The sequence below is a fragment of the Serratia sp. TSA_198.1 genome, assembly GCF_052686505.1.
Genome location: NZ_JBQZFP010000003.1, coordinates 1 through 20,213, shown reverse-complemented (window position 1 = coordinate 20,213; position 20,213 = coordinate 1). Strand labels below are relative to the sequence as shown.

Sequence of the window (20,213 nt, the reverse complement as noted above, 5' to 3'; positions counted from 1 at the left end):
GCCATTTTTGCCATTACTGCGCCGGCCAGCCACAGGCCGCACATATGGCCGGTGAAGTCGTGTTGGTCGGGTTGCGGAACGCCGGTCATCGGGAAATCGGTCGGCGTGATGCCACCGGAATCCTGGGTAAAACCGATCAGCCAGCGCAGCCAGTTTTCGACATAATCAACCAGTTTGTCCGGCGGCGTTTTACCCGCCAGTTTCAGTTCATACCAGGCGCGGGCCGCACCGAAGAAAGCGCGTGGCTGATAGCCGGCCCATGCAGTACCCTTGCCCCAGTGGTACATGGTCCAGCTGTCCGCACTGCCGTAGCTCAGGTTATCCCAGCGATTCCAGATATAGGCGGAAGCACCGGGACCTAATACGCCGAACTGCTGCTGATACCATTGTTGCGATTGCCACAGGAACTCGACCATATTGTTGAGCATCACGTCGTCGGGGTCGGCATCGGCATGGACGAAAATAAAGGGATACTGGTAGCCCGGATAAGGCATGCCGTGCCAGCCGTCAAACTGTTGGCTGTCGGCCTGGTAGATATTGGAAAACGGAATCACCCCAGGCGTACAGAACAGGCTGTCCTGACGATGATCCAGCATGGTGCAATCCCCCAGCAGGGCGGTATAAGGGTTTTCCGCTTGCAACGTGATGCGGTACTTGATGGTGTAACCGTCATCAGCGTTAAAGGTGGGGGGAATATCGTTCAATACGTAATAACTGAAATTGGCGTCCGCCACGTTGCCATCCTGCAGGATGGTGATCTGTTCAACGGTGCTGACGTTGGGGCGCGTGGGTTTTACATCGCCATCTTGATGATCCGGTTGGTAACCGCTCAGCACCGCTGCATCCGGGGAAAAGGTTGCCAACATCCACTTGCCGTCGGTGGCAGGCAGCATCCAGTACCAGCGCCATTTGTCGTCATCTTCCAGGCGCAGGTTAAAGTCGGCGTCGGCGCGGTAAACCAATTGAGTGACAGGGAAGCGCTCTTGGGCAGTCAGCCAGGCGCCAATGACCATGCCGGCATCATCATTGGGGAAGCGGGCGTTGATCACCATTGCGCTGCGGCTATCGTAAACCTGTTCTTCAAACAGACTGCCGATCACGCAACCACCGTAGTCGGTCACCGCGCGTTGGTCGGCCAGTAGATAATCGCTGCCGTCTTCGCGGGTCAGCGCCGCCAGACTGCTGAGTGCGATATCGTACGTTTTCACCTGTGCAAGGGTGGATTGCGGCAAGCCTATTCCCCACTCGATGGCCTGCGCAGCCTCTTTTTCCGGTGCAATGGACAACTGCAGTTTGCAGGAAATAGGCTGATTCAGGTCATCAACACCACCGAAAGTGGTGCGAACTTTTGACTGTTTGCCAACGCGGAACCACACGGATTGCTGTTCCAGTGACTGCTGTGACGCAACTTCTTTGCGCAGGGTGATCATGCCATCGGCATTGCGTGCATAGCTGACGGGCGCGCCGGCAGGGTATGACCAGTCATAGGAGATACCGTCGGTGAATGGCGTATTGGCATGCAGACTCTGGCGGAAGAATTTATCCTGCGCATCAATGTCGGTGTATTCGATGGCGGTGAACTCAACGCTTTTCCACGCTTTGAAATAGCGTTGTTCGCCGGTGATTTTGTAAAGCAGATAACAGGCGTCAGCGAACCACAGCTCGGCGTCTGCCGCATTGCCCATGGCGTTGTGCGGTACCGGGACGTGCAGCGGACGATTATGCTGGATCTGATTGCGTTCAATCATTACGCCGCCGTGTTCGACCGGCTGGCGATTGGCAAAGTTCAGCTTATGGCTGCCGTCGAGCGTGGCGTCTTCCAATTGCACGGTGCCGAACTGAGCTGCGGGCAAGTCTTTGGCGAGAATGTCGCCGTCGGCATTAATTTGATACCCCTGCCAGTTGATGATCCACGCCACGTCATAGCGTTTGCCATCGCTGCTCCAGTCAACGTTGCCGGCGGCGTCAGTCGCATGCACCTTCGCATTGATGGCGTCCCATGCCAGTGTGCCGTCAAAGGCGAAGGTGGCGATATCCAGATATTCTCCCCAGTAAGGCGCGCCCTGTGGGATCTGGGTTTTGCCTTTGTTGAAGGTCATCGACACGCCTTTGAAACCGCTATGCGTCGGATCCTTGTTGTCTACCGGCCAGTTAGCCGGTACGGGTTCCTTGGCATTGACAATCCAGTTAGCCACCCAGCGCCGGGGCTTGTCCGGGATGGGAGAACCGTCGTAAAAATGCGTCACGTAGGCGTCGAAGCAGGCGATGGCCTGATCCAGGTACTTCTGCTGTTTGGTCGCCAGATAGGCATGGGCATAACCGAGGATCTGCAGCGACTGCCCTTCGGTGGTGGCGTCGTTGGGCAATCCCGCCATGCGGGAAAGTTCTCGTTCATGACGTGAGTCGGCCAGAACATGTTCTTCATTGAGAACAAAATGCTGCTTGGTCGAATCCAGGGTGGTGCCGGTATTGCGCTGTAAAAACTGGTAATGGCTTTCCAGCATCTGCCGGGCAAATTCAACGTAGTCTGGATACACGGTGGTGATCTCTGCGTCATAATTGCCGCCGGCTACCTCAATGTTGCCGGATGCTTCCAGATTCAGCGCAAGGTTGGTCAGCTGGCGGCTGACTGGCTTGGCGTCGGCGATCATCCGCTCCATTTCCAGGTACATTTCTTCGGTAATGCCGCTCTCCAGCACGCCGATATCCAGCGAGAAAGTGCCGGGTTCGCCGTTGGTTTCCCACCATTCGCGCAGTTTAATCAGGTAACCCAGCGGCTCCACCACGCGGCGAATAGCGCCGATGGTGCCTTTATGGCGGTGTACGAAGAAAGCGGAGGAGACGACGTTGCGCTTGGCTTCTTCCGTCCAGTCTTCATCCCAATGATCCACCGAAAACGCCCAAGCCAAATAGGGCAACAGGTTGAGCGGGCAGGTGGCAGGATCCCACAACTCGCGCAGTGGTACCGGCATTGTGGCCAACTCGGCGCAGGCGGCCGCTGCGGCGACTTCCAGCGCTGATGAGCCAACCGGCAAAAGACGGTTATTCATCTGAACCCCCTACGGTCAGTTGATAGTCGGAGCAATATGACGCCTGGGTTTTATCCAAGACGATGTCGGCAGGAGGGCTTTTCAGCTCCACCCGCTGAACCCCTTCGGCGTGCAATGCCGCATAAATTGCCGACAGACGGATATCGCGTCCCAGGCGGTGTTGGGCACTGATGTAGTTTTTTAGCTTGGCTTCGGCGGCACGCCGGATCGGTTCTGCTTCCGGACCGGGGTAGAGGTATAACGTGGCCTCGATACTGTAATTGACGATGGTAGCGGAGCGAACGCTGACGCGGTCCGCCACGGGGCGTACATCTTCGTCATTCAAGGCTTTATCGACGATGGCTATCAGCTCGGCGCTGGCGGTGCCATTCCCTTCGCGCGACAGTACTGAGATCAGCACGTTAGCCGGACTGGGGCTGGTTGCGGATACGTCGGCCACCCGGCCATCGGCTGAGCGGCCGTGGTACTCGTAGGAACCGCTGGAGCCGGCGACGCTCAGTCCTTCAAACGCCTGCTGGATACGCACGCGGAAATCGCTATCGGACTCCATAATCGCAGGGGTCGGCGGGATGACCGTATCGTCAGGCTGCTGCACCACCAGGCGTTGAACCTGGAAGTTGGCACCAAGCTGATCGAGGTCACTGCCGCCGGCGTAGCCGAGCATCACCGACTGTGCGGCTTCGTTGACACGTTGGCGCAGGATCAGCTCGCGATAGGCGTTTTCCTGCAGCAGTTTGACGATTGGCTCCGATTCCAGCGTCAGCGTGCGCGCAATCGCTTCACGCTGCTCTTCCGGGTAGAGGGAAATCAGCGTGGCCTTACGCTCGGCCAGCAGCGATTCGTAGTCGAGAGAGTCCACCACCGTCGGGGCGGGTAATAAGCTCAGGTCAATGGTTGCCATGGTATCAGCTCACTGAAACAGAAAGAGAAAAGGTATCCGGCGTATCCGTGCGATTGCCGGTGATGTCGACCACCATTTTTCCGTCAATGGTGGTGCTAAAGGTGATGCCGCTCAGTTGAATGCGTGGTTCCCACTGCAGCAGTGCGCTGTAACAGGCGGCCATAATCTGCAGCCGCAGCACGTCGTTTTGCGGTTGATCCAGCAGTTCGGACAGCAGAGAGCCGTAGCTGCGGCGCATGGTGCGTGAGCCAATCGGGGTGATCAGAATGTCGCTCACCGACTGGCGAATATGTTCGAGGTCGGTGACCGTGCGGCCCGAGCCTCGGTTCATGCCGAGATATTTCGCGTTGTTCATGCTGGTTTGTCCGTTTGGCCTCCGCCGTTCTGCACACCGCCGTGGGTGTGGGTATGGACTACAATGCCGTTGGAGCTGATGCTGCCGCCGGAGTGGTTGAGATCGCCGGTCATCGAGCCGCCTTGACGGATGGCGATGGTTCCGGTGGTTAATAACTGGGTGCATTCCACCTCGGGAGCATCCAGCGTAATTTTGCTCGTTGCGCGGCAGGTGATGGCCGGCGCGGTGACGTTCACCTGTTCAGTGGCATCAATAGTGGCGCTTTTGATGCCGATAGCCTTCAGTGATCCCGCAGCCGGTTCGTACTCGATCACCGCGCCGTCGGGAAAGATGATGTGCGCCGCTTGCGCCGAAGCCGAGGGGGCCGGGTTGGCATCGGAAAAAATGCCGGGCAGCACGAAAGCGGTATCGAGTTCGCCGCCCAGCGACAGCACCAGCACCTGTTCGCCAACGCTGGGCGCCCACCAGGTCCGGGCACCACCGGCGCGGCCGGACAGCCAATTAAGCCAGTCAGTGAGGTTGCCACCGGTGGCGACGCGGCAGCGCCCGCGGTCGAGATCGACCTCGCTGACGGTGCCGATGCGTATCAGGTTGCGCACCAGGCGCTGAATATCGAAGTTGTCTGTGTTCATCTCTCAAGAATGCCGTTGGGTGAAGAGGGCGACAACGCCGCGGCGTTTAGCTGACGCCAGCACAACCGAAGCCGCTCCTCTGGTAAATTTATGGCTGCTGAAAGTGGCTGATCAGCTCACCGTGCAGATAAACCTGGGTGAATCGCATGACGTTCTCCGGCTCAGGCGGTTCCGCCAGCGGTGTGATGTGCAGCGCGCCGTCGCGTTGTTCAACCAGGATGCGTTCGGTCAGCTGTAGCTGTAGATCGAGTTGACCGGCGGAGGCGACGTCGTGCTGGAATGCAAAGCCGTTTTTACGTTTTTCGGGATTGGCGAGGAGGTCCGGTTGGTGGCTGCGCAGCCAGGCCAGCACGGTGACCATCACCAGATCGTTATTGGCTGTCGGTTCGTTCAACGACAGGTTGAGCTGGTATTGGTATTCGAACGACAGCGAAGCGCCCAGCGTAGAAACCACGCGGCCGTTATCGAGGCTGAGGCGTAGCCTGTCGGGGTACGCCTGCAGAGCAGGCAGAGCGTTGACCAGCGCTGTGCGCAACTGCTCGGGTTTTAACATGATATGTCTCCTGGCAGGCGGGGCCTGCTTGGGGGGATGAATAGAAGAAAGCAACGCCAGAAGCCGTCGTCATGAACGGCTTCCCTGCAGGCATAACGCTTGTTCGGCGTTGCGGCGGCGTTCCAGCCCTTTGCTTTTGACGCCGTTGACATAAACCCAGCGCGGTAATTGATCGCAGGCTGCCTGCCATTGCCGGCGTTTAATAAAGGTGGCCAGGGTGGAATTACAGGCGGCATTGACGCCGACGTTAAAGGCGAAGGCGCTGACTGCGTCATAAACCTGCTGCGGCATCGCTACATTGATGCAGCGAGCTATGCCGCGTTCGACGTTGCGGACATCGTCGAGCAGATTGGCGGCCGCCTGACGTTCGCTGATGACGGCACCCGGTTTCACGCCGGCGGTATGGCCGATGCCGCTGGTCCAGACGCCTGCGCTGCACTGATAAGGGGCGAGCTGACAGCCTTCAAAATCGGCGATCAGGCGCAATCCTTGTTCGGAGGTTTGCAGGGTATCGAATTGCGGCAGTAAGGCGGCGATCGCCAAAATAACGGCCACGCTGCAGCGTTTAGCGAGTGAGTTCATCGTAGACTCCGGGTTTCAGGCCGTTTTTTTTTAATGACTCCAACAGCTGATAGCTTTTGCGCCGGTAGTACCAATTCACCGCGAAGGTGCCGACACCGACCGCTGCGCCGACCAGAATGGCGATATCCTGTGCAGAGTGTCGTCCGAGCCAGGCCAGGCCGGCTGCCACTATGTAGGCGAAGGTTGATGTGAATTTTTCCATCGCTTAGTCCCAGAGTTTGACGGTTTCGCGTTGCGCCGCCGCCGGCAGGTCCGGTAGCTCGATCGGGTGACCGTGCGGAAGCAGCGGGCCAACGTTGGCCAAGCCGATATTGGCGAGATAGACCTGCTCTACCAGACGTTGTGTACGGCCGTAATAGCGCCAGCAAATCGCGTCAATGGTGTCGCCCTGTTGTGCATAAATTTTCATCATTACCATCCTGCGATGTGAGTGGGTGAGAGGGGGGCTGGCCCCCGAATGCTCATCAGTTTCCCGCGTGCGGTAAGAGCCGGCAATGCAATGGCGTTGTGGATGAGGTGGCACAACTAAAGCGAAAAATGTGCGCGACAGAAACGAAAACACCCGCTGGTTGCGGGTGTTGGAAAAAGGGGCGTTTAGGCGTATTCAGGCGATGGCCTAGCGGGGGGCCTGCCTGTCGGCCGGGTAAAATATTTCTTGATAATCGTTGTCTGGCAGTACTTGGCCGGCGAGATCCGAGATCAGTGACATGGCGATCAGTAACTCGGTGGAGCTGCATTGTGCAGCCTGTGAAACATCGGCGATGAACTGGATTCGGGACAGTGTTACTTGTTGTTTATCCATGACATTCACTGTTTTTACCCTCTATTAAGTATACTGTTTATTTATACAGTATTAAGCAAAACGCTAAAGGCGTCAATGGTCAGACTTATCATTTGTGCAGTAAAAATATGCCCAGTCATTGATTAGCAGAAATTGTACGAGAGGGGCCTTGAAGGCAATGTTCGCCTTCTGAGCAGGACTTGCCGTTGCTGAATGCGTGTCCATAACTGGCGTGCGAAACGAGTCCCCATGGCGCCAGTGGGTTCAGCCGCTGCCGGTGGCGTTCGGTGAACTGCGCCCGCAAATATAGGGTGGCGCGGGGTGATCCCGTACCGGCACGAGGAAGGAGAGCATGGCTTTTAGCGTCGAATAAAATGACGTTGTTGGGCCTCTGCGATTTCCTGACAGGCCACACAGCGGCTTACGCCGGGAATGGCGATGCGCCGTGCCGTCGGGATCGCGGCTTCGCATTCGATGCAAAACAGTGCCGAGGTCTGTGTTATTGCCGGTCTGGCGTGCGCGATTTGCTTCTCGAGCATCAGCGCTTGGCGCTCTTGCGCCATATCAATGGTGTCAGCCAAGGTATGTTCTCCTGACAAGGGGCGAATTTGGGCCGAGAGGCATCCGGCGGATTGCACGCCTGGAATGACCAACGGTTATTTTTTCTGAGTTAGCTGGCAGTCTTCTTCGCTGATATAGCGCGGCAGCGACTTGCCCAGCGCAATAAATTCATTGAGCGCAGCAACAATTTTCTGTCGCTGGGAATAGCTCATTTCGTGGAACAACGGCAGCAACGAGTGACTTTCGGTCAAGCCGGCGTGAAAACACAACGTGTGGCGTAAATGCAGCTGCGCCGTGTTGTAGATCTCCTCAGCCTGGTTGGTCTGTCGGGCAAACAGCGTACGGCGGATTTCTGCAATGCGCCGCAGGCCGATAGCCCGTTGCTCTTCAGTGGCCAGCAGCATGACAACCTCCTTGGCATGCGAATTGACGTTTTACTTGCAAAAGCAAGGTCCGATTCTCCCCGGGCACCTGCAATACAGAGTATCGAACCCGATACCTATAGACTTGCTATTGGCATGATGCGGTGTTTGCATTTTCGTCAATCATGTCGCATCATCTTAACTAAAGTGACATGAAAATCGTTTTTCAAACGATCTGACGCTACTTTAGATCGCAAAATGCGACTTGTAAATGCAAATTTTGATTTTAATCGGTGATGATATGCGTGAAGAGACTGTGAGTGATAATGCCTCTGTGGGCGCAGTGATTGAAAGGATCCTTTCATCTTATGGCGTTAGTACGCAAAAGGAGCTGAGCGAAATCCTCGGGATAGCCCCAAATAACATCAGCAGCTGGCAACAGCGCGGCAGCGTGCCCGGCTATGTGATCATCAGCTGTGCATTGGCCACCGGTGCAGATTTGGCTTGGTTAATGAACGGCGAACTTGCAAAAACAAAAAACACCCACAAGCCAGTGCAGCCTGCGCAAGGTAAAGCGCTTTATGATCGGGTGCTTGCTTCGGGTGGGAAGAGTGTGCTTCGTCGTATTCTCGATGCCTATGGCTTCAGTCTGCAAAAAGAACTGGGGGATCTGCTGGGGATTTCTTCGGGCACGATGAGCACCTGGGTGCGCCGTAACTATTTCCCTGGGGATATCGTGGTGACCTGCGCTCTGGATACCGGCGTGTCTTTGTTGTGGCTGGCGACCGGCCAGGGAGAGATGTTGGCCGACAAAGGGGCTGAAGCCGCGCCTGCAGAAGGGCGAATCTTGCCTAAATATCGATTGATCGCCGGGCAGTTGAAAGACGCGGGCGAATGGGTGGCGGACAGTTCGTTGATCCCGGCCAGTGTAGCGCAACCGGCCTATATCGACGGCGGGCGGTTATCCTGGCTGGTGGATTTGTCGGTGACGCACATTGCCAACGGCCGTTGGCTGATCGACATCGACGGCAACCTGGACGTCTATGATATCGCACGTCTGCCGGGTAATCAGGTGCAGGTGAGTGGAGGTCATACGGATTTTCAATGTTCTCCCGATGCACTGAAAGCGTTGGGCATAGTCTGGCTGACGCTGAGCCCGCAAGCATAAAAAAAGCCCATCAATGATGGGCTTGGTCGAGTGAGGCTTGGAAGGATTACAGGCCGTAAACCAGCGAGACCGAGGTGGTGGTGTCGGTATTTTTCGGCGCAGACGCCGGTGGTTTACTGTTGTAAGTCACGGTGTAAGCCAGGCGCAGCGAGAACTTGTCGTTGATCGCAACGCTCAATGCGGTTTCGGAGTTCAGCGTGGTTTCTTCGTTAGCCAGTGCCGAAACGCCTTCAGAAAACTTGGTGGTGTCGGTCAACTGGTACGAATAGTTGGCTGCGCCGTAGGCCAGCGCTTTCGTTGAACGGCCGCCGCCGTGATATTCATCGTGGCGCACACCCGGACCAAATTCTACCCGTAAATCGCTGAGCGGCCCGTTGAGCAATTGACGACCGTAACCGCCGGTTGCAGTGGAGCGAGAATCGTAACCGTTAAAACGATCGCTCAGCCAGCTTGCCTGACCGAACAGATAGTTGCGATCGGACAGGTTATAACGGGTACGGCCGCCGGCCTGATACTTTTCCGATGAGCGCACGTTGGAAGACGTGGTGTTGTTGGCCGCTCCCCACAGGCTGTAGGCAGCATCGCTGTTAAACCAGGTCATGCTGGTATTGGCCAACAGGGTCGAACTTTGCGAGTTGCCTGACTGGGAGTTGTATCCGGCCTGGACATTACCTTCAAACGGTTTTTTGGCGGTGGCCGGGTCGTCCATCGCAGTGAAAAGCGTATTGTCGGCAAAGGCTGAAACGCTGGTGAAGGCAGTCAAACAGCTAATGAATAGTGGAATAGCGCGACGAGCGCGTAAAGAGAGCATTTTGGATCCAGTTGTTAAGAGTGATTATAGGTGATAACGGTCACATTATAACGATTCGGCATTGCGACAAAAATAGCCGTGATTAGCTTAAGTTTTAAATTTTCCATCCTCACTTATTCACTTTTCTTCTACTTAATTAACCCCTCCCGTTGGCATATCATGCTAAGTGTCCTTAAGGTCTGATGGGTTTTTAGACGAGATTGTCGCCAGTGGGCAACAAAACCGGCTGTCATAGCCCCGTTGAAGCTCTGTTCCTGCCCGTCATGCACTGTAATGTTTTATGTACATTAATGTTTACGGTTGTCGCCTGAGGTGTTCAAAACAATAGGCCGTAAATCAGAACCGGAAAAGTTGATTGATTTTATTTTTATTTATTTAAAATCAATATAATGAATGTTTTTTGTTACTGGCGATATCTTGGGTTTTTGGTGGCGTTGTGTGGTGGTAATTTTTTATTTACGGATTTCGGATTGAAAACTTTACAGTTCGTGGTAGGGTAAGGCTCTGAAACGCTCAACGTTCTCATCACGCTTACGCATAACGGCAAAACGACAGGAATAGCATCATGCAAAAAGACGCGCTCAATAACGTACATATCAGTGCAGAACAAATTCTGATCACTCCGGAAGAACTGAAGAACCAGTTCCCGCTTAGCGCCAGCGATGAAAATGAAATCGCCACTGCGCGCAAAACCATCGCCGATATTCTGCAGGGGCGCGATCACCGTCTGCTGGTGGTGTGCGGGCCTTGTTCTATTCACGATCCGGATGCGGCACTGGATTACGCCCGTCATTTGAAAACCCTGTCGGCTGAATTGAGCGATCAGCTGTATATCGTTATGCGTGTCTATTTTGAGAAACCGCGGACTACGGTCGGCTGGAAAGGCCTGATTAACGATCCGTACATGGATGGTTCGTTTGACGTTGAGGCAGGTTTGCACATCGCGCGTCGCCTGCTGCTTGACCTGGTCGGGATGGGGTTGCCGTTGGCGACCGAGGCGTTGGATCCGAACAGCCCGCAATACCTGGGCGATTTGTTCAGTTGGTCAGCGATTGGTGCCCGTACTACAGAATCACAAACTCACCGTGAGATGGCTTCAGGGCTGTCAATGCCGGTAGGTTTCAAGAACGGTACCGATGGCAGCCTGGGTACGGCAATTAACGCCATGCGCGCAGCGGCAATGCCGCACCGGTTTGTCGGTATTAATCAGGCGGGTCAGGTGTGCCTGTTGCAAACTCAGGGTAATCCGGATGGCCACGTGATCCTGCGCGGCGGCAAAACGCCAAACTACAGCGCCGAGCACGTTGCGGCTTGCGAAAAACAGATGCAGGATGCGGGACTCCACCCATCCTTGATGATAGATTGCAGCCATGGCAACTCGAATAAAGACTATCGCCGTCAGCCGGCGGTTGCCGAGTCCGTGGTTGAGCAGATCAAAGCGGGTAACCGTTCGATTACCGGCATTATGCTGGAAAGTCACCTGCACGAAGGCAGCCAGTCTTCCGAGCAGCCACGTGCAGATATGCGCTACGGTGTTTCTGTTACTGACGCCTGCATTAACTGGGAGAGTACAGAGACGCTGCTGCGCCATATGCACCAGGAACTCGGCGCTGCGCTGACGGCACGCACTGGAGAGTAGTAAGTTATGGTGGCTGAACTGACCGCGTTGCGCGATCAAATCGACGAAGTGGATAAAGCGCTGCTGGAGCTGCTGGCGAAACGCCTGCAACTGGTGGCGGAAGTGGGCGAAGTTAAAAGCCACCACGGTTTACCGGTATACGTTCCCGAGCGTGAGGCGGCGATGCTGGCCTCGCGCCGTAAAGAAGCGGAAAACCTTGGCGTGCCGCCGGATCTGATCGAAGACGTACTGCGCCGCGTGATGCGCGAGTCTTACGTCAGCGAGAATGACAAAGGCTTTAAAACCCTGTGTCCGCAGTTGCGCCCGATTGTAATTATCGGCGGTAACGGCCAAATGGGGCGGTTGTTCAACCGTCTGCTGACGCTGTCCGGCTACCAGGTCAAGGTGTTGGATCAGGAAGATTGGCCGCAGGCCGACGCATTGTTGGCGGATGCCGGCATGGTGATCGTCAGCGTGCCTATTCACGTGACCGAACAGGTGATTGGGCGGCTGCCGCTGTTGCCGGCGGATTGTATTCTTGTCGATCTGGCTTCGGTAAAAAATCGTCCGCTGAATGCCATGCTTGCGGCACATGGTGGCCCGGTGCTGGGGCTGCACCCGATGTTCGGGCCGGATGTAGGCAGCGTGGCCAAGCAGGTCGTTGTGTATTGCGATGGACGCCAACCGGAAGCCTATCAGTGGTTGCTGGAGCAGTTGCAGGTGTGGGGCGCTCGTTTACACCGCATCAGCGCAGTTGAGCACGATCAGAATATGGCGTTTATCCAGGCGCTACGCCATTTCGCGACTTTTGCCTATGGGCTGCATTTGGCGGAAGAGAATGTTCAATTGGAACAACTGCTGGCGCTGTCTTCGCCAATCTACCGGCTGGAACTGGCGATGGTCGGGCGACTGTTTGCTCAGGATCCGCAGTTGTATGCGGATATCATCATGTCGTCGGAAGAGAACATTGCGCTGATTAAACGCTACTACCAGCGTTTTGGCGAGGCGATAAAGCTACTGGAACACGGGGATAAACAGGCGTTTATCCAGAGCTTCCAGAAGGTGGAGGACTGGTTTGGCGATTACGCCCAGCGCTTCCTGGTGGAAAGCCGTTCGCTGCTGCGGCAGGCGAACGACAGTCGGCAATAAGTTATCAGGGTTCGGCTAGCCGAACCCTTTTTTATTTCATTCAGGACGGATTGACCGGTACCACGCTGTCGCTGGGATAGCAGCCGAGTACTTTCAGGGAACGGGTAATCGGCGTCAGATCTTTCAAGGCTTTTTGCATCGCTTCAGAACGCAGGTTCGCCTGCACATCGATATAAAACATCTCTTCCCATGGATTGCCGTTAATTGGACGGGACTCCAGTTTGGTCATGATGATGCCGTTGTCACGTAACACCAGCAGCGCTTCAACCAGCGCGCCTGACTGCTGGCCTGTGGCCATAATCAGCGTGGTTTTGGCCGGTACTTGTTCCGACACCTCGATAGCCTTGCGCGCCAACACGATGAAGCGGGTAATGTTCTGCTGCTGGTTTGCCAGGTTGTGTTCCAGTACCTGCAGACCATACAGCGCGCCGCCAGCCTCACTGCCTAATGCCGCAGCTTTCGGTGAGTTTAGCTTGGCGACTTTTTCCATTGCTGCCGCGGTGCTTTCGCAGTACTCGATTTTCCAGTGCGGGTAGCGGTTAATGAACTGGCTGCACTGTTGGAACGGCTGCGGGTGGCTGTACACGGTTTCGATCTGATTCAGGTCGGTGTCGCCGGCTACCAGAACGCAGTGATTGATCGGATTGGTCAGTTCGCCGACGATCGACAAGCTGGTGTGTTGCAGCAGATCGTAGACGTCGTTGATCGAGCCGGAACTGGTATTTTCAATCGGCAGGATGGCGTAATCCGCTTGACCGGTTTCGACCTGAGTGAAAATGTCCTGGAATTTATGGCAACCACACTCAATCAGTTGGTCGAAGTGGCGGGCGGCGTATTGGCGCGCGGCCAGGTGCGAATAAGATCCTTTCGGCCCGAGGAAGGCAATGCGGGCCGAATGTTGGCTGATTTGATTAAGCTGATGCTGCAACAGCGCTTGCTGGGTCAATACCGAGTCTTCGATAATCAGCTGGAACAGGCGGGTAACGTAAAAACCGTCGAGATCGTAGGGTTTGGCGGCAGCGATTAACGCATCCAGCAGATCTCGCTCGCGTTCTTTATCGCGGATGGGACGATGGGAATGCAACTTGGTTTTTCCGACCTCCACCGCCAGCTCACGGCGCTCTGCCAGCAGGGCCAGCAGTTTGAGATCCAGTGCGCTGATGCGTTCGCGCAGCACGAGTAATGGGTTGTCAGTCATAATCAGCTTCTGCCTTGTATTTTTATACGTCGTAAATAGCCATAAAAAAAGCCCCCTGTTTCAGGAGGCTTTGCTGTTCGTCTTCGCATTCTTTATCACACGACGAAACGCCTCCCAATCAGGGGAAGGTAAAAAAGAATGCGAAGAAAAACGGTTTGCGGGCCATGCGTTATCCAAAATAGGCGTGAGACAGGTTTTAAAGTAACCGCAGGCTTTTATCTCTGTCAATAAAAACCCCAGACAAAAAACGCGCCCTCAGGCGCGTTTGAAGTGAAATAGCCGCTAAACGGTTATTCCTGTTCCGGCTCAACTTCCGGAACGATGTCTTTCACACTGGCGGCGGCGCGGCGTGCTTCGCCTTTGTGCTGCACCTTATTCAACTGACGCTCCAGCTTGGCGATCAGATCGTTAACGGCGGTATACATGTCTTCATGTTTTGCGCTGGCGACCAGCGGGCCGTTAGGGGTGGTAATGGTGGCGTCTGCTACAAACCCTTTAGGTTCTTTGGATAAAACAATATGCGGGTTAATCAGCTGGGCCTGCCATTTTTCCAGTTTGGTGAGACGGTCTTCGACGTGACTGCGGATTGCGGGAGTGATATCCATTTGTTTGCTGGTAATGTTCAATGTCATATAACTTACCTCTTCTGTCTTTCCGTCTTGGATGACCCCAGCATACCGCGCTTTTTGCTTAAATGCGTGATGAAAATCACGTTTTTTTGTCACTTTTTGCAAAGTTAGTTCAATCTGTGATTCAGCATTTGAATCGGTCATCTAACGCTTGAGTCTTGCGGGCAGAACGCGCATTATTGAACGGATAAGCGGTTGTGCAATCTTGCTAATACCGTGTTTTTGCTTGTGTATTTTTCAAATCATGACCAAATCCGCAGCAAATAAAAACGGCAGCCGAAGCTGCCGTTTTGCTTTTCTGCCATCACTAATCCGCTTATGACGGATTGGCGGCAATCACTTTGGCCACTTTGTCGGCCTGGCCGCTCAATTGCAGCTGTTTGTAAGCGTTTTCCATCAGAGGTAAGGCGTCGCGCGTGGCCTGGGTATCCGGATATTCACGCAACATCTGATCGGCACGATTAACGACCGCGACGTAAGCACCGCGTTTAGTGTAGTATTCCACCACCGAAAGCTCATATTTGGCCAGGCGGTCTTTCAGATACACCAGACGCTTGTTGGCATCGGTTACATACTGGCTGGTCGGGTATTGCTGAATCAGCTGGCTGAAATCGCGAAAAGCAGCGCGAGCATGCTGTGGATCGCGGTCTGAACGATCGACCCCGAAGAAGCCTTGCAACGCACTGTCATCCAGCGCCATATCGGTCAGACCACGCATGTACATCACGTAGTCGATGTTCGGGTGCGTTGGGTTCAAACGCATGAAACGATCGATAGACGCCTGAGCCAGCGGTAAATCGGCAGATTTATAATAGGCATAAATCAGGTCCAACTGAACCTGCTGGGAGTACGGCCCGAAAGGATAGCGGTTATCTAACGCTTCGAGTTGCGTAATCGCGCCCTTAAAGTTACCGTCCTGCAGTTTTTGCTGGGCAGTAGCATAGATTTCCGAAGGTGGGTTGTCGGGAACCGCATCCTTGGATGTGGAGCAACCTGCCAGCGCCAGGCTCAACGTGGCTGCCGCCACCAGATATTTCATACGCGTCATGACGTTTTGATTATCCTCAGGGTGTTATTCCGGGAGACTGTCCGTTAAGCTCCCGACAAAGACCAGGTACAATAGCACATTATATTAAACGGCATCGCCGTGAAAACCCAACGTTAACGAAGAAGCTGCATATGGCACAACAAGTACAACTCACCGCAACGGTGGCCGAATCTCAACTCGGACAACGTTTAGATCAGGCTTTGGCCGAATTGTTCCCTGATTATTCACGATCTCGCATAAAAGAATGGATCCTGGACGATCGGGTACAGGTTAATGGCAAAACGACGAACAAACCGAAAGAGAAAGTGCTGGGGGGAGAGACGGTCGCCATCGATGCCCAGATAGAAGAAGAGGCCCGTTGGGAACCGCAGGATATCGCACTGAATATCGTCTACGAAGACAGTGATATTTTAGTGATCAACAAGCCTCGCGATCTGGTTGTGCACCCAGGCGCCGGTAACCCGGACGGCACTGTGCTCAATGCGTTGCTGCATTACTACCCGGAAATTGCTGACGTGCCGCGTGCCGGCATCGTGCACCGTCTGGACAAAGACACTACAGGCTTGATGGTGGTGGCGAAAACCGTTCCTGCGCAAACCCGCTTGGTCGAGGCATTGCAGGCACGTGAAATCACCCGTGAATACGAAGCGGTCGCTATTGGTACCATGACCGCCGGCGGTACCGTTGAAGAGCCGATCTCACGCCACTCCACCAAGCGCACACATATGGCGGTGCACCCGATGGGCAAACCGGCGGTGACGCATTACCGCATTATGGAGCACTTCCGTGCGCATACCCGTTTGCGTCTGCGTCTGGAAACCGGTCGTACCCACCAGATCCGCGTGCATATGTCGCACATCAATCATCCGCTGGTAGGCGATCAGTTGTACGGTGGCCGCCCACGTCCGCCGAAAGGCGCTTCGGAGGCATTTATTGCTACGCTGCGCGGTTTCGATCGCCAGGCTCTGCACGCCACTATGCTGCGTTTGTATCACCCAATCAGCGGTATCCAGATGGAGTGGCATGCGCCGTTGCCGCAGGATATGGTCGATCTGATTAACGCGCTGAAGGTCGATACCGAAGAATTCAAAGATCAGATGAATTGGTAATGGATTCGCTTATCCTGCCTGATTGGCCGTTGCCTGCAGGGGTAAAAGCCTGCAGCACCACTCGTGGTGGCGGTATTAGCCTGCCGCCATATGATTCGCTCAACCTCGGCACCCATGTCGGGGATGTGGCGTCTGCGGTGGAGAGTAACCGTGAACGGCTGATGGCAGGCATGAGCCTGCCGCAAATGCCGCTTTGGCTGGAGCAGGTTCACGGTACCCGCGTAGTGCGGCTGGATGGGCAAACCCCAACCGATCTGTGCGCGGATGCGGTTTACAGCAATGTGCCGGGGCAGGTGTGCGCAGTGATGACGGCGGACTGCCTGCCGGTGTTGTTCTGCTCACATGCCGGTGATGAAATCGCCGCTGCCCACGCCGGTTGGCGCGGGCTTTGCAATGGCGTGCTGGAACAGACTCTGGCGGCATTTACCGCTGAGCCGGGCCATATCAGCGCCTGGCTTGGTCCGGCAATCGGTCCACAGCAGTTTGAAGTGGGGCCAGAGGTCCGCGCCGCATTTATTGCGGTGGATAGCGTCGCAGCTGCCGCTTTCACTCCGCACGGCGATAAGTTTCTGGCAGATATCTATCTGCTGGCTCGTCTGCGCCTGCAGCGCGCCGGTGTAAAACTCATCTACGGCGGTGATCGCTGTACGGTTAGCGAAATCAGTCATTTTTTCTCCTATCGACGCGATGGAATAACCGGACGTATGGCAAGTTTAATCTGGCTGATATAACCTATTGAATTAGGACGGTCCGCTGACGCATAACGTTGTACTGATAATATAGTGTCGAAATAACCTTGAAAATTTGAGGGATGACCTCATTTAATCTCCAGTAGCAATTTTGACCTACATTGGAGGTGTTATGCGTCTGGATCGTCTTACCAACAAATTCCAGCTTGCCCTCGCCGATGCCCAATCCTTAGCCCTTGGGCACGACAACCAGTTTATGGAACCGTTACATCTGATGAGCGCTCTGCTCACTCAGGAAGGGGGCACGGTTCGTCCATTATTAACTTCAGCCGGTATCGATAGCGGGCGCGTGCGCACCGAAATCGAACAGGCATTGTCTCGTCTGCCTCAGGTTGAAGGCACCGGTGGCGACGTTCAACCGTCCCATGAGCTGGTGCGCGTTCTGAACCTGTGCGACAAGCTGGCGCAAAAGCGGGCGGACAAATTCATTTCTTCCGAACTGTTCGTCCTGGCGGTGCTTGAAGATCGCGGAACCTTGACCGATCTGCTGAAAGCCGCCGGAGCAACAGCCGATAAAATCAGTAAGGCCATTGAGCAAATGCGGGGTGGTGACAGCGTGGAAGATCAGGGTGCTGAAGATCAGCGTCAGGCGTTGAAGAAATACACTATCGATCTGACCGAGCGCGCCGAACAGGGCAAGCTTGACCCGGTTATCGGCCGTGACGAAGAGATCCGTCGTACCATTCAGGTGTTGCAACGTCGTACCAAGAATAACCCGGTGCTGATCGGTGAGCCTGGCGTGGGTAAAACTGCGATTGTCGAAGGTCTGGCGCAGCGCATCATTAATGGTGAAGTGCCGGAAGGCCTGAAGCACAAACGCGTGTTGTCCCTCGACATGGGGGCGTTGATCGCCGGGGCTAAATACCGCGGTGAATTTGAAGAGCGACTGAAAGGCGTACTGAGCGATCTGTCAAAACAGGAAGGCAGCGTCATTCTGTTTATCGATGAATTGCACACTATGGTCGGCGCGGGCAAGGCCGATGGCGCAATGGATGCCGGCAACATGCTTAAACCTGCGCTGGCGCGCGGGGAACTTCACTGCGTTGGCGCGACCACGTTGAACGAATACCGTCAGTATATAGAGAAGGATGCGGCGCTTGAACGTCGTTTCCAGAAAGTCTATGTGGCTGAGCCGAGCGTCGAAGATACCATTGCTATCCTGCGTGGCTTGAAGGAGCGTTATGAGCTGCACCACCATGTGCAGATCACCGACCCGGCGATAGTTGCTGCGGCCACGCTGTCACACCGCTATATCTCCGATCGTCAGTTGCCGGATAAGGCTATCGATCTGATCGATGAGGCTGCGTCAAGTATCCGTATGCAGATGGACTCCAAACCGGAATCGCTCGACAGGTTGGAACGCCGCATTATTCAGCTCAAACTGGAACAGCAGGCGCTGAACAAAGAGTCGGACGACGCCAGTAAGAAACGCCTGGAAATGCTCAGCAGTGAGCTGGAGCAGAAAGAGCGCGAATATTCAGAATTGGAAGAAGAGTGGAAAGCCGAGAAAGCTTCGCTCTCCGGCACCCAGAATATAAAGGCGGAACTGGAGCAGGCCAAGATCACTCTGGAGCAGGCGCGTCGCGTCGGCGATCTGGGGCGCATGTCGGAACTGCAATACGGCAAGATCCCTGAGCTGGAAAAACAGCTCGCCGCCGCTACACAGGCCGAAGGCAAGACCATGAAGCTACTGCGCAACCGGGTGACCGACGCGGAAATCGCTGAAGTGCTGGCGCGCGCCACCGGTATTCCGGTAGCCAGAATGTTGGAGGGCGAGCGTGACAAACTGCTGCGTCTGGAGCAGGAGCTGCATTCCCGGGTAATTGGCCAGGATGAGGCGGTCACTGCGGTATCCAATGCAATCCGCCGCAGCCGTGCGGGATTGTCCGACCCTAACCGGCCGATAGGCTCGTTCCTGTTCCTTGGCCCTACCGGGGTGGGGAAAACCGAGCTGTGCAAAGCGTTGGCGTCGTTCCTGTTCGACAGTGACGATGCGATGGTGCGTATCGATATGTCCGAGTTTATGGAGAAACATTCGGTATCGCGGCTGGTGGGCGCACCTCCGGGCTACGTTGGTTATGAAGAGGGCGGTTATCTGACCGAGGCCGTGCGCCGTCGACCTTATTCGGTGATCCTGCTGGATGAAGTGGAGAAAGCGCACCCGGATGTGTTCAACATCTTGCTGCAGGTATTGGATGACGGGCGTCTGACCGATGGTCAGGGCCGTACCGTTGATTTCCGCAATACCGTGGTGATCATGACCTCTAACCTTGGGTCTGACCTGATACAGGAACACTTTGGTCAGATGAACTATGCGCAGATGAAAGAATCGGTTATGGAAATGGTTACTCATCATTTCCGTCCGGAATTCATCAACCGTATAGATGAGGTGGTAGTGTTCCATCCGCTCGGCCAGAAGCATATTGCCGAGATTGCCAAGATTCAGCTGGCGCGTCTGTACAAACGTCTTGAGGAGCGTGGTTACGAAGTCACCATGACCGAACCGGCATTGGCACTGTTGGGCCAAACCGGCTACGACCCTGTTTATGGCGCGCGTCCGTTGAAACGCGCTATCCAGCAGGAAATCGAGAACCCGTTGGCGCAGCAAATTCTTTCCGGCAAGCTGATCCCAGGCAAACTGGTGACGCTGGATGTGGAAAACGAGCATATCGTGGCCAGGCAATAACGGCTATTTAGCGTAATAACAGAATGGGGAGCGGGATACCGCTCCCTTTTTGTTATCTACTTTTTGCCGGGCTTGTGAGATTTGCATCCTCCATAACCCTAAAACCCCACTTTTTAGGCTAATAAATATCCTAAAAAGCCATTATTGGTTAATGTTTGAGCTCTTGAAAAGTTTTTTGCATTTAGGGGTTGCGGCCTTCTGAGAACTCCCTATAATGCGCCTCCACTGACCGGGAACAACGACTCCTCTAACGAGAACCAGTCGCCCAGCT

General features: G+C 54.9%; 21 protein-coding genes, 1 pseudogene and 1 other annotated feature. Of the genes and pseudogenes, 6 read left to right on the top strand and 16 right to left on the bottom strand.

All coding sequences use genetic code 11. The annotated features are described in order from the left end of the window. Nucleotides 1-2,528 precede the first annotated feature (2,528 nt). From ACUTSW_RS14745 to ACUTSW_RS14695, 11 genes and pseudogenes are all read right to left on the bottom strand, one after another. Nucleotides 2,529-3,050: pseudogene (locus ACUTSW_RS14745) on the bottom strand (phage tail protein I); the annotation flags it as partial. Then, entirely contained in the window at nt 3,043-3,951 is a 909-nt protein-coding gene (locus ACUTSW_RS14740; RefSeq protein WP_006323702.1) for a baseplate assembly protein, read from the bottom strand. The pseudogene ACUTSW_RS14745 and the gene ACUTSW_RS14740, both read right to left, overlap by 8 nt. Before the next feature lie 4 nt (nt 3,952-3,955). Then, nucleotides 3,956-4,306 carry a GPW/gp25 family protein gene (locus ACUTSW_RS14735; protein ID WP_063198802.1) on the bottom strand — a complete coding sequence of 117 codons (351 nt, stop codon included), beginning with the start codon at nt 4,304-4,306 and terminating at the stop codon, nt 3,956-3,958. Then, entirely contained in the window at nt 4,303-4,938 is a 636-nt protein-coding gene (locus ACUTSW_RS14730) for a phage baseplate assembly protein V (protein WP_445584763.1), read from the bottom strand. Before ACUTSW_RS14730 ends, ACUTSW_RS14735 begins: the two co-directional genes overlap by 4 nt. A gap of 88 nt (nt 4,939-5,026) precedes the next feature. Next, on the bottom strand, nt 5,027-5,491 hold the full coding sequence (locus ACUTSW_RS14725; RefSeq protein WP_006323705.1) for a phage tail protein: 465 nt from the start codon (nt 5,489-5,491) through the stop codon (nt 5,027-5,029). Between the two features lie 69 nt (nt 5,492-5,560). Next, the gene (locus tag ACUTSW_RS14720) at nt 5,561-6,073 is read right to left on the bottom strand and encodes a lysozyme (protein WP_062869683.1); all 513 of its coding nucleotides are present in this window, start codon (nt 6,071-6,073) and stop codon (nt 5,561-5,563) included. Further along, a complete protein-coding gene (locus ACUTSW_RS14715) occupies nt 6,057-6,275 on the bottom strand; it encodes an HP1 family phage holin (RefSeq protein ID WP_062869684.1) in 219 nt (72 codons plus the stop codon). Before ACUTSW_RS14715 ends, ACUTSW_RS14720 begins: the two co-directional genes overlap by 17 nt. Nucleotides 6,276-6,278: 3 nt before the next feature. Next, on the bottom strand, nt 6,279-6,482 hold the full coding sequence (locus ACUTSW_RS14710; protein ID WP_037430256.1) for a tail protein X: 204 nt from the start codon (nt 6,480-6,482) through the stop codon (nt 6,279-6,281). A 207-nt stretch (nt 6,483-6,689) separates the two neighbouring features. Next, nucleotides 6,690-6,875 (bottom strand): hypothetical protein, encoded by a 186-nt coding sequence (locus ACUTSW_RS14705; RefSeq protein ID WP_063198812.1) that lies wholly within the window; start codon nt 6,873-6,875, stop codon nt 6,690-6,692. A gap of 338 nt (nt 6,876-7,213) precedes the next feature. After that, entirely contained in the window at nt 7,214-7,435 is a 222-nt protein-coding gene (locus tag ACUTSW_RS14700) for a TraR/DksA C4-type zinc finger protein (protein WP_062869685.1), read from the bottom strand. A 75-nt stretch (nt 7,436-7,510) separates the two neighbouring features. After that, complete coding sequence (locus ACUTSW_RS14695; RefSeq protein ID WP_445584762.1) at nt 7,511-7,819, bottom strand: hypothetical protein; 309 nt, start codon at nt 7,817-7,819, stop codon at nt 7,511-7,513. Nucleotides 7,820-8,048: 229 nt separating this feature from the next. Between ACUTSW_RS14695 and ACUTSW_RS14690 the strand changes: the two genes are divergently transcribed. Next, entirely contained in the window at nt 8,049-8,945 is an 897-nt protein-coding gene (locus ACUTSW_RS14690; protein WP_445584761.1) for a helix-turn-helix domain-containing protein, read from the top strand. Between the two features lie 46 nt (nt 8,946-8,991). Here the strand turns inward: ACUTSW_RS14690 and ACUTSW_RS14685 are convergent, their stop codons facing one another. Further along, on the bottom strand, nt 8,992-9,756 hold the full coding sequence (locus tag ACUTSW_RS14685) for a DUF481 domain-containing protein (RefSeq protein ID WP_006323713.1): 765 nt from the start codon (nt 9,754-9,756) through the stop codon (nt 8,992-8,994). A gap of 565 nt (nt 9,757-10,321) precedes the next feature. Here ACUTSW_RS14685 and ACUTSW_RS14680 point away from each other — a divergent pair. Then, nucleotides 10,322-11,395, top strand: a complete 1,074-nt coding sequence (locus tag ACUTSW_RS14680; protein ID WP_006323715.1) for a 3-deoxy-7-phosphoheptulonate synthase — start codon at nt 10,322-10,324, stop codon at nt 11,393-11,395. A gap of 6 nt (nt 11,396-11,401) precedes the next feature. After that, the gene (gene tyrA, locus ACUTSW_RS14675) at nt 11,402-12,523 is read left to right on the top strand and encodes a bifunctional chorismate mutase/prephenate dehydrogenase (protein WP_445584760.1); all 1,122 of its coding nucleotides are present in this window, start codon (nt 11,402-11,404) and stop codon (nt 12,521-12,523) included. A gap of 40 nt (nt 12,524-12,563) precedes the next feature. Here the strand turns inward: tyrA and pheA are convergent, their stop codons facing one another. The 4 genes from pheA to bamD form a co-directional block, all read right to left on the bottom strand. After that, nucleotides 12,564-13,721 carry a bifunctional chorismate mutase/prephenate dehydratase gene (gene pheA / locus ACUTSW_RS14670; protein WP_013811572.1) on the bottom strand — a complete coding sequence of 386 codons (1,158 nt, stop codon included), beginning with the start codon at nt 13,719-13,721 and terminating at the stop codon, nt 12,564-12,566. A 41-nt stretch (nt 13,722-13,762) separates the two neighbouring features. After that, nucleotides 13,763-13,888 (bottom strand) — a sequence feature (Phe leader region). Beyond that, nucleotides 13,840-13,887, bottom strand: a complete 48-nt coding sequence (locus tag ACUTSW_RS14665) for a hypothetical protein (RefSeq protein ID WP_193378397.1) — start codon at nt 13,885-13,887, stop codon at nt 13,840-13,842. It overlaps the preceding feature by 48 nt. A gap of 123 nt (nt 13,889-14,011) precedes the next feature. Continuing rightward, nucleotides 14,012-14,353: a ribosome-associated translation inhibitor RaiA gene (gene raiA / locus ACUTSW_RS14660; protein WP_004950387.1), complete on the bottom strand. Its 342-nt coding sequence runs from the start codon at nt 14,351-14,353 to the stop codon at nt 14,012-14,014. A 313-nt stretch (nt 14,354-14,666) separates the two neighbouring features. Beyond that, the gene (bamD, locus tag ACUTSW_RS14655) at nt 14,667-15,398 is read right to left on the bottom strand and encodes an outer membrane protein assembly factor BamD (RefSeq protein ID WP_006323718.1); all 732 of its coding nucleotides are present in this window, start codon (nt 15,396-15,398) and stop codon (nt 14,667-14,669) included. A 131-nt stretch (nt 15,399-15,529) separates the two neighbouring features. Between bamD and rluD the strand changes: the two genes are divergently transcribed. The 3 genes from rluD to clpB all read left to right on the top strand — a co-directional run bounded on the left by rluD (nt 15,530) and on the right by clpB (nt 19,942). Further along, the gene (gene rluD / locus ACUTSW_RS14650) at nt 15,530-16,507 is read left to right on the top strand and encodes a 23S rRNA pseudouridine(1911/1915/1917) synthase RluD (protein WP_004950391.1); all 978 of its coding nucleotides are present in this window, start codon (nt 15,530-15,532) and stop codon (nt 16,505-16,507) included. After that, on the top strand, nt 16,507-17,238 hold the full coding sequence (gene yfiH, locus ACUTSW_RS14645) for a purine nucleoside phosphorylase YfiH (RefSeq protein WP_445584759.1): 732 nt from the start codon (nt 16,507-16,509) through the stop codon (nt 17,236-17,238). Before rluD ends, yfiH begins: the two co-directional genes overlap by 1 nt. Before the next feature lie 130 nt (nt 17,239-17,368). Next, nucleotides 17,369-19,942, top strand: coding sequence for an ATP-dependent chaperone ClpB (clpB, locus tag ACUTSW_RS14640; protein WP_006323719.1), 2,574 nt, complete (start codon nt 17,369-17,371; stop codon nt 19,940-19,942). Nucleotides 19,943-20,213 lie beyond the last annotated feature (271 nt).

Bases quoted from the DNA above. Each gene is read 5' to 3' on its own strand.
- tyrA (WP_445584760.1), top strand. From the start codon at position 11,402: ATGGTGGCTGAACTGACCGCGTTGCGCGATCAAATCGACGAAGTGGAT.
- yfiH (WP_445584759.1), top strand. From the start codon at position 16,507: ATGGATTCGCTTATCCTGCCTGATTGGCCGTTGCCTGCAGGGGTAAAA.
- ACUTSW_RS14690 (WP_445584761.1), top strand. From the start codon at position 8,049: ATGCAAATTTTGATTTTAATCGGTGATGATATGCGTGAAGAGACTGTG.
- ACUTSW_RS14680 (WP_006323715.1), top strand. From the start codon at position 10,322: ATGCAAAAAGACGCGCTCAATAACGTACATATCAGTGCAGAACAAATT.
- ACUTSW_RS14710 (WP_037430256.1), bottom strand. From the start codon at position 6,482: ATGAAAATTTATGCACAACAGGGCGACACCATTGACGCGATTTGCTGG.
- ACUTSW_RS14720 (WP_062869683.1), bottom strand. From the start codon at position 6,073: ATGAACTCACTCGCTAAACGCTGCAGCGTGGCCGTTATTTTGGCGATC.
- raiA (WP_004950387.1), bottom strand. From the start codon at position 14,353: ATGACATTGAACATTACCAGCAAACAAATGGATATCACTCCCGCAATC.
- rluD (WP_004950391.1), top strand. From the start codon at position 15,530: ATGGCACAACAAGTACAACTCACCGCAACGGTGGCCGAATCTCAACTC.
- ACUTSW_RS14730 (WP_445584763.1), bottom strand. From the start codon at position 4,938: ATGAACACAGACAACTTCGATATTCAGCGCCTGGTGCGCAACCTGATA.
- bamD (WP_006323718.1), bottom strand. From the start codon at position 15,398: ATGACGCGTATGAAATATCTGGTGGCGGCAGCCACGTTGAGCCTGGCG.
- ACUTSW_RS14725 (WP_006323705.1), bottom strand. From the start codon at position 5,491: ATGTTAAAACCCGAGCAGTTGCGCACAGCGCTGGTCAACGCTCTGCCT.
- pheA (WP_013811572.1), bottom strand. From the start codon at position 13,721: ATGACTGACAACCCATTACTCGTGCTGCGCGAACGCATCAGCGCACTG.
- ACUTSW_RS14685 (WP_006323713.1), bottom strand. From the start codon at position 9,756: ATGCTCTCTTTACGCGCTCGTCGCGCTATTCCACTATTCATTAGCTGT.
- ACUTSW_RS14705 (WP_063198812.1), bottom strand. From the start codon at position 6,875: ATGGATAAACAACAAGTAACACTGTCCCGAATCCAGTTCATCGCCGAT.
- ACUTSW_RS14735 (WP_063198802.1), bottom strand. From the start codon at position 4,306: ATGAACAACGCGAAATATCTCGGCATGAACCGAGGCTCGGGCCGCACG.
- ACUTSW_RS14715 (WP_062869684.1), bottom strand. From the start codon at position 6,275: ATGGAAAAATTCACATCAACCTTCGCCTACATAGTGGCAGCCGGCCTG.
- ACUTSW_RS14740 (WP_006323702.1), bottom strand. From the start codon at position 3,951: ATGGCAACCATTGACCTGAGCTTATTACCCGCCCCGACGGTGGTGGAC.
- ACUTSW_RS14695 (WP_445584762.1), bottom strand. From the start codon at position 7,819: ATGCTGCTGGCCACTGAAGAGCAACGGGCTATCGGCCTGCGGCGCATT.
- clpB (WP_006323719.1), top strand. From the start codon at position 17,369: ATGCGTCTGGATCGTCTTACCAACAAATTCCAGCTTGCCCTCGCCGAT.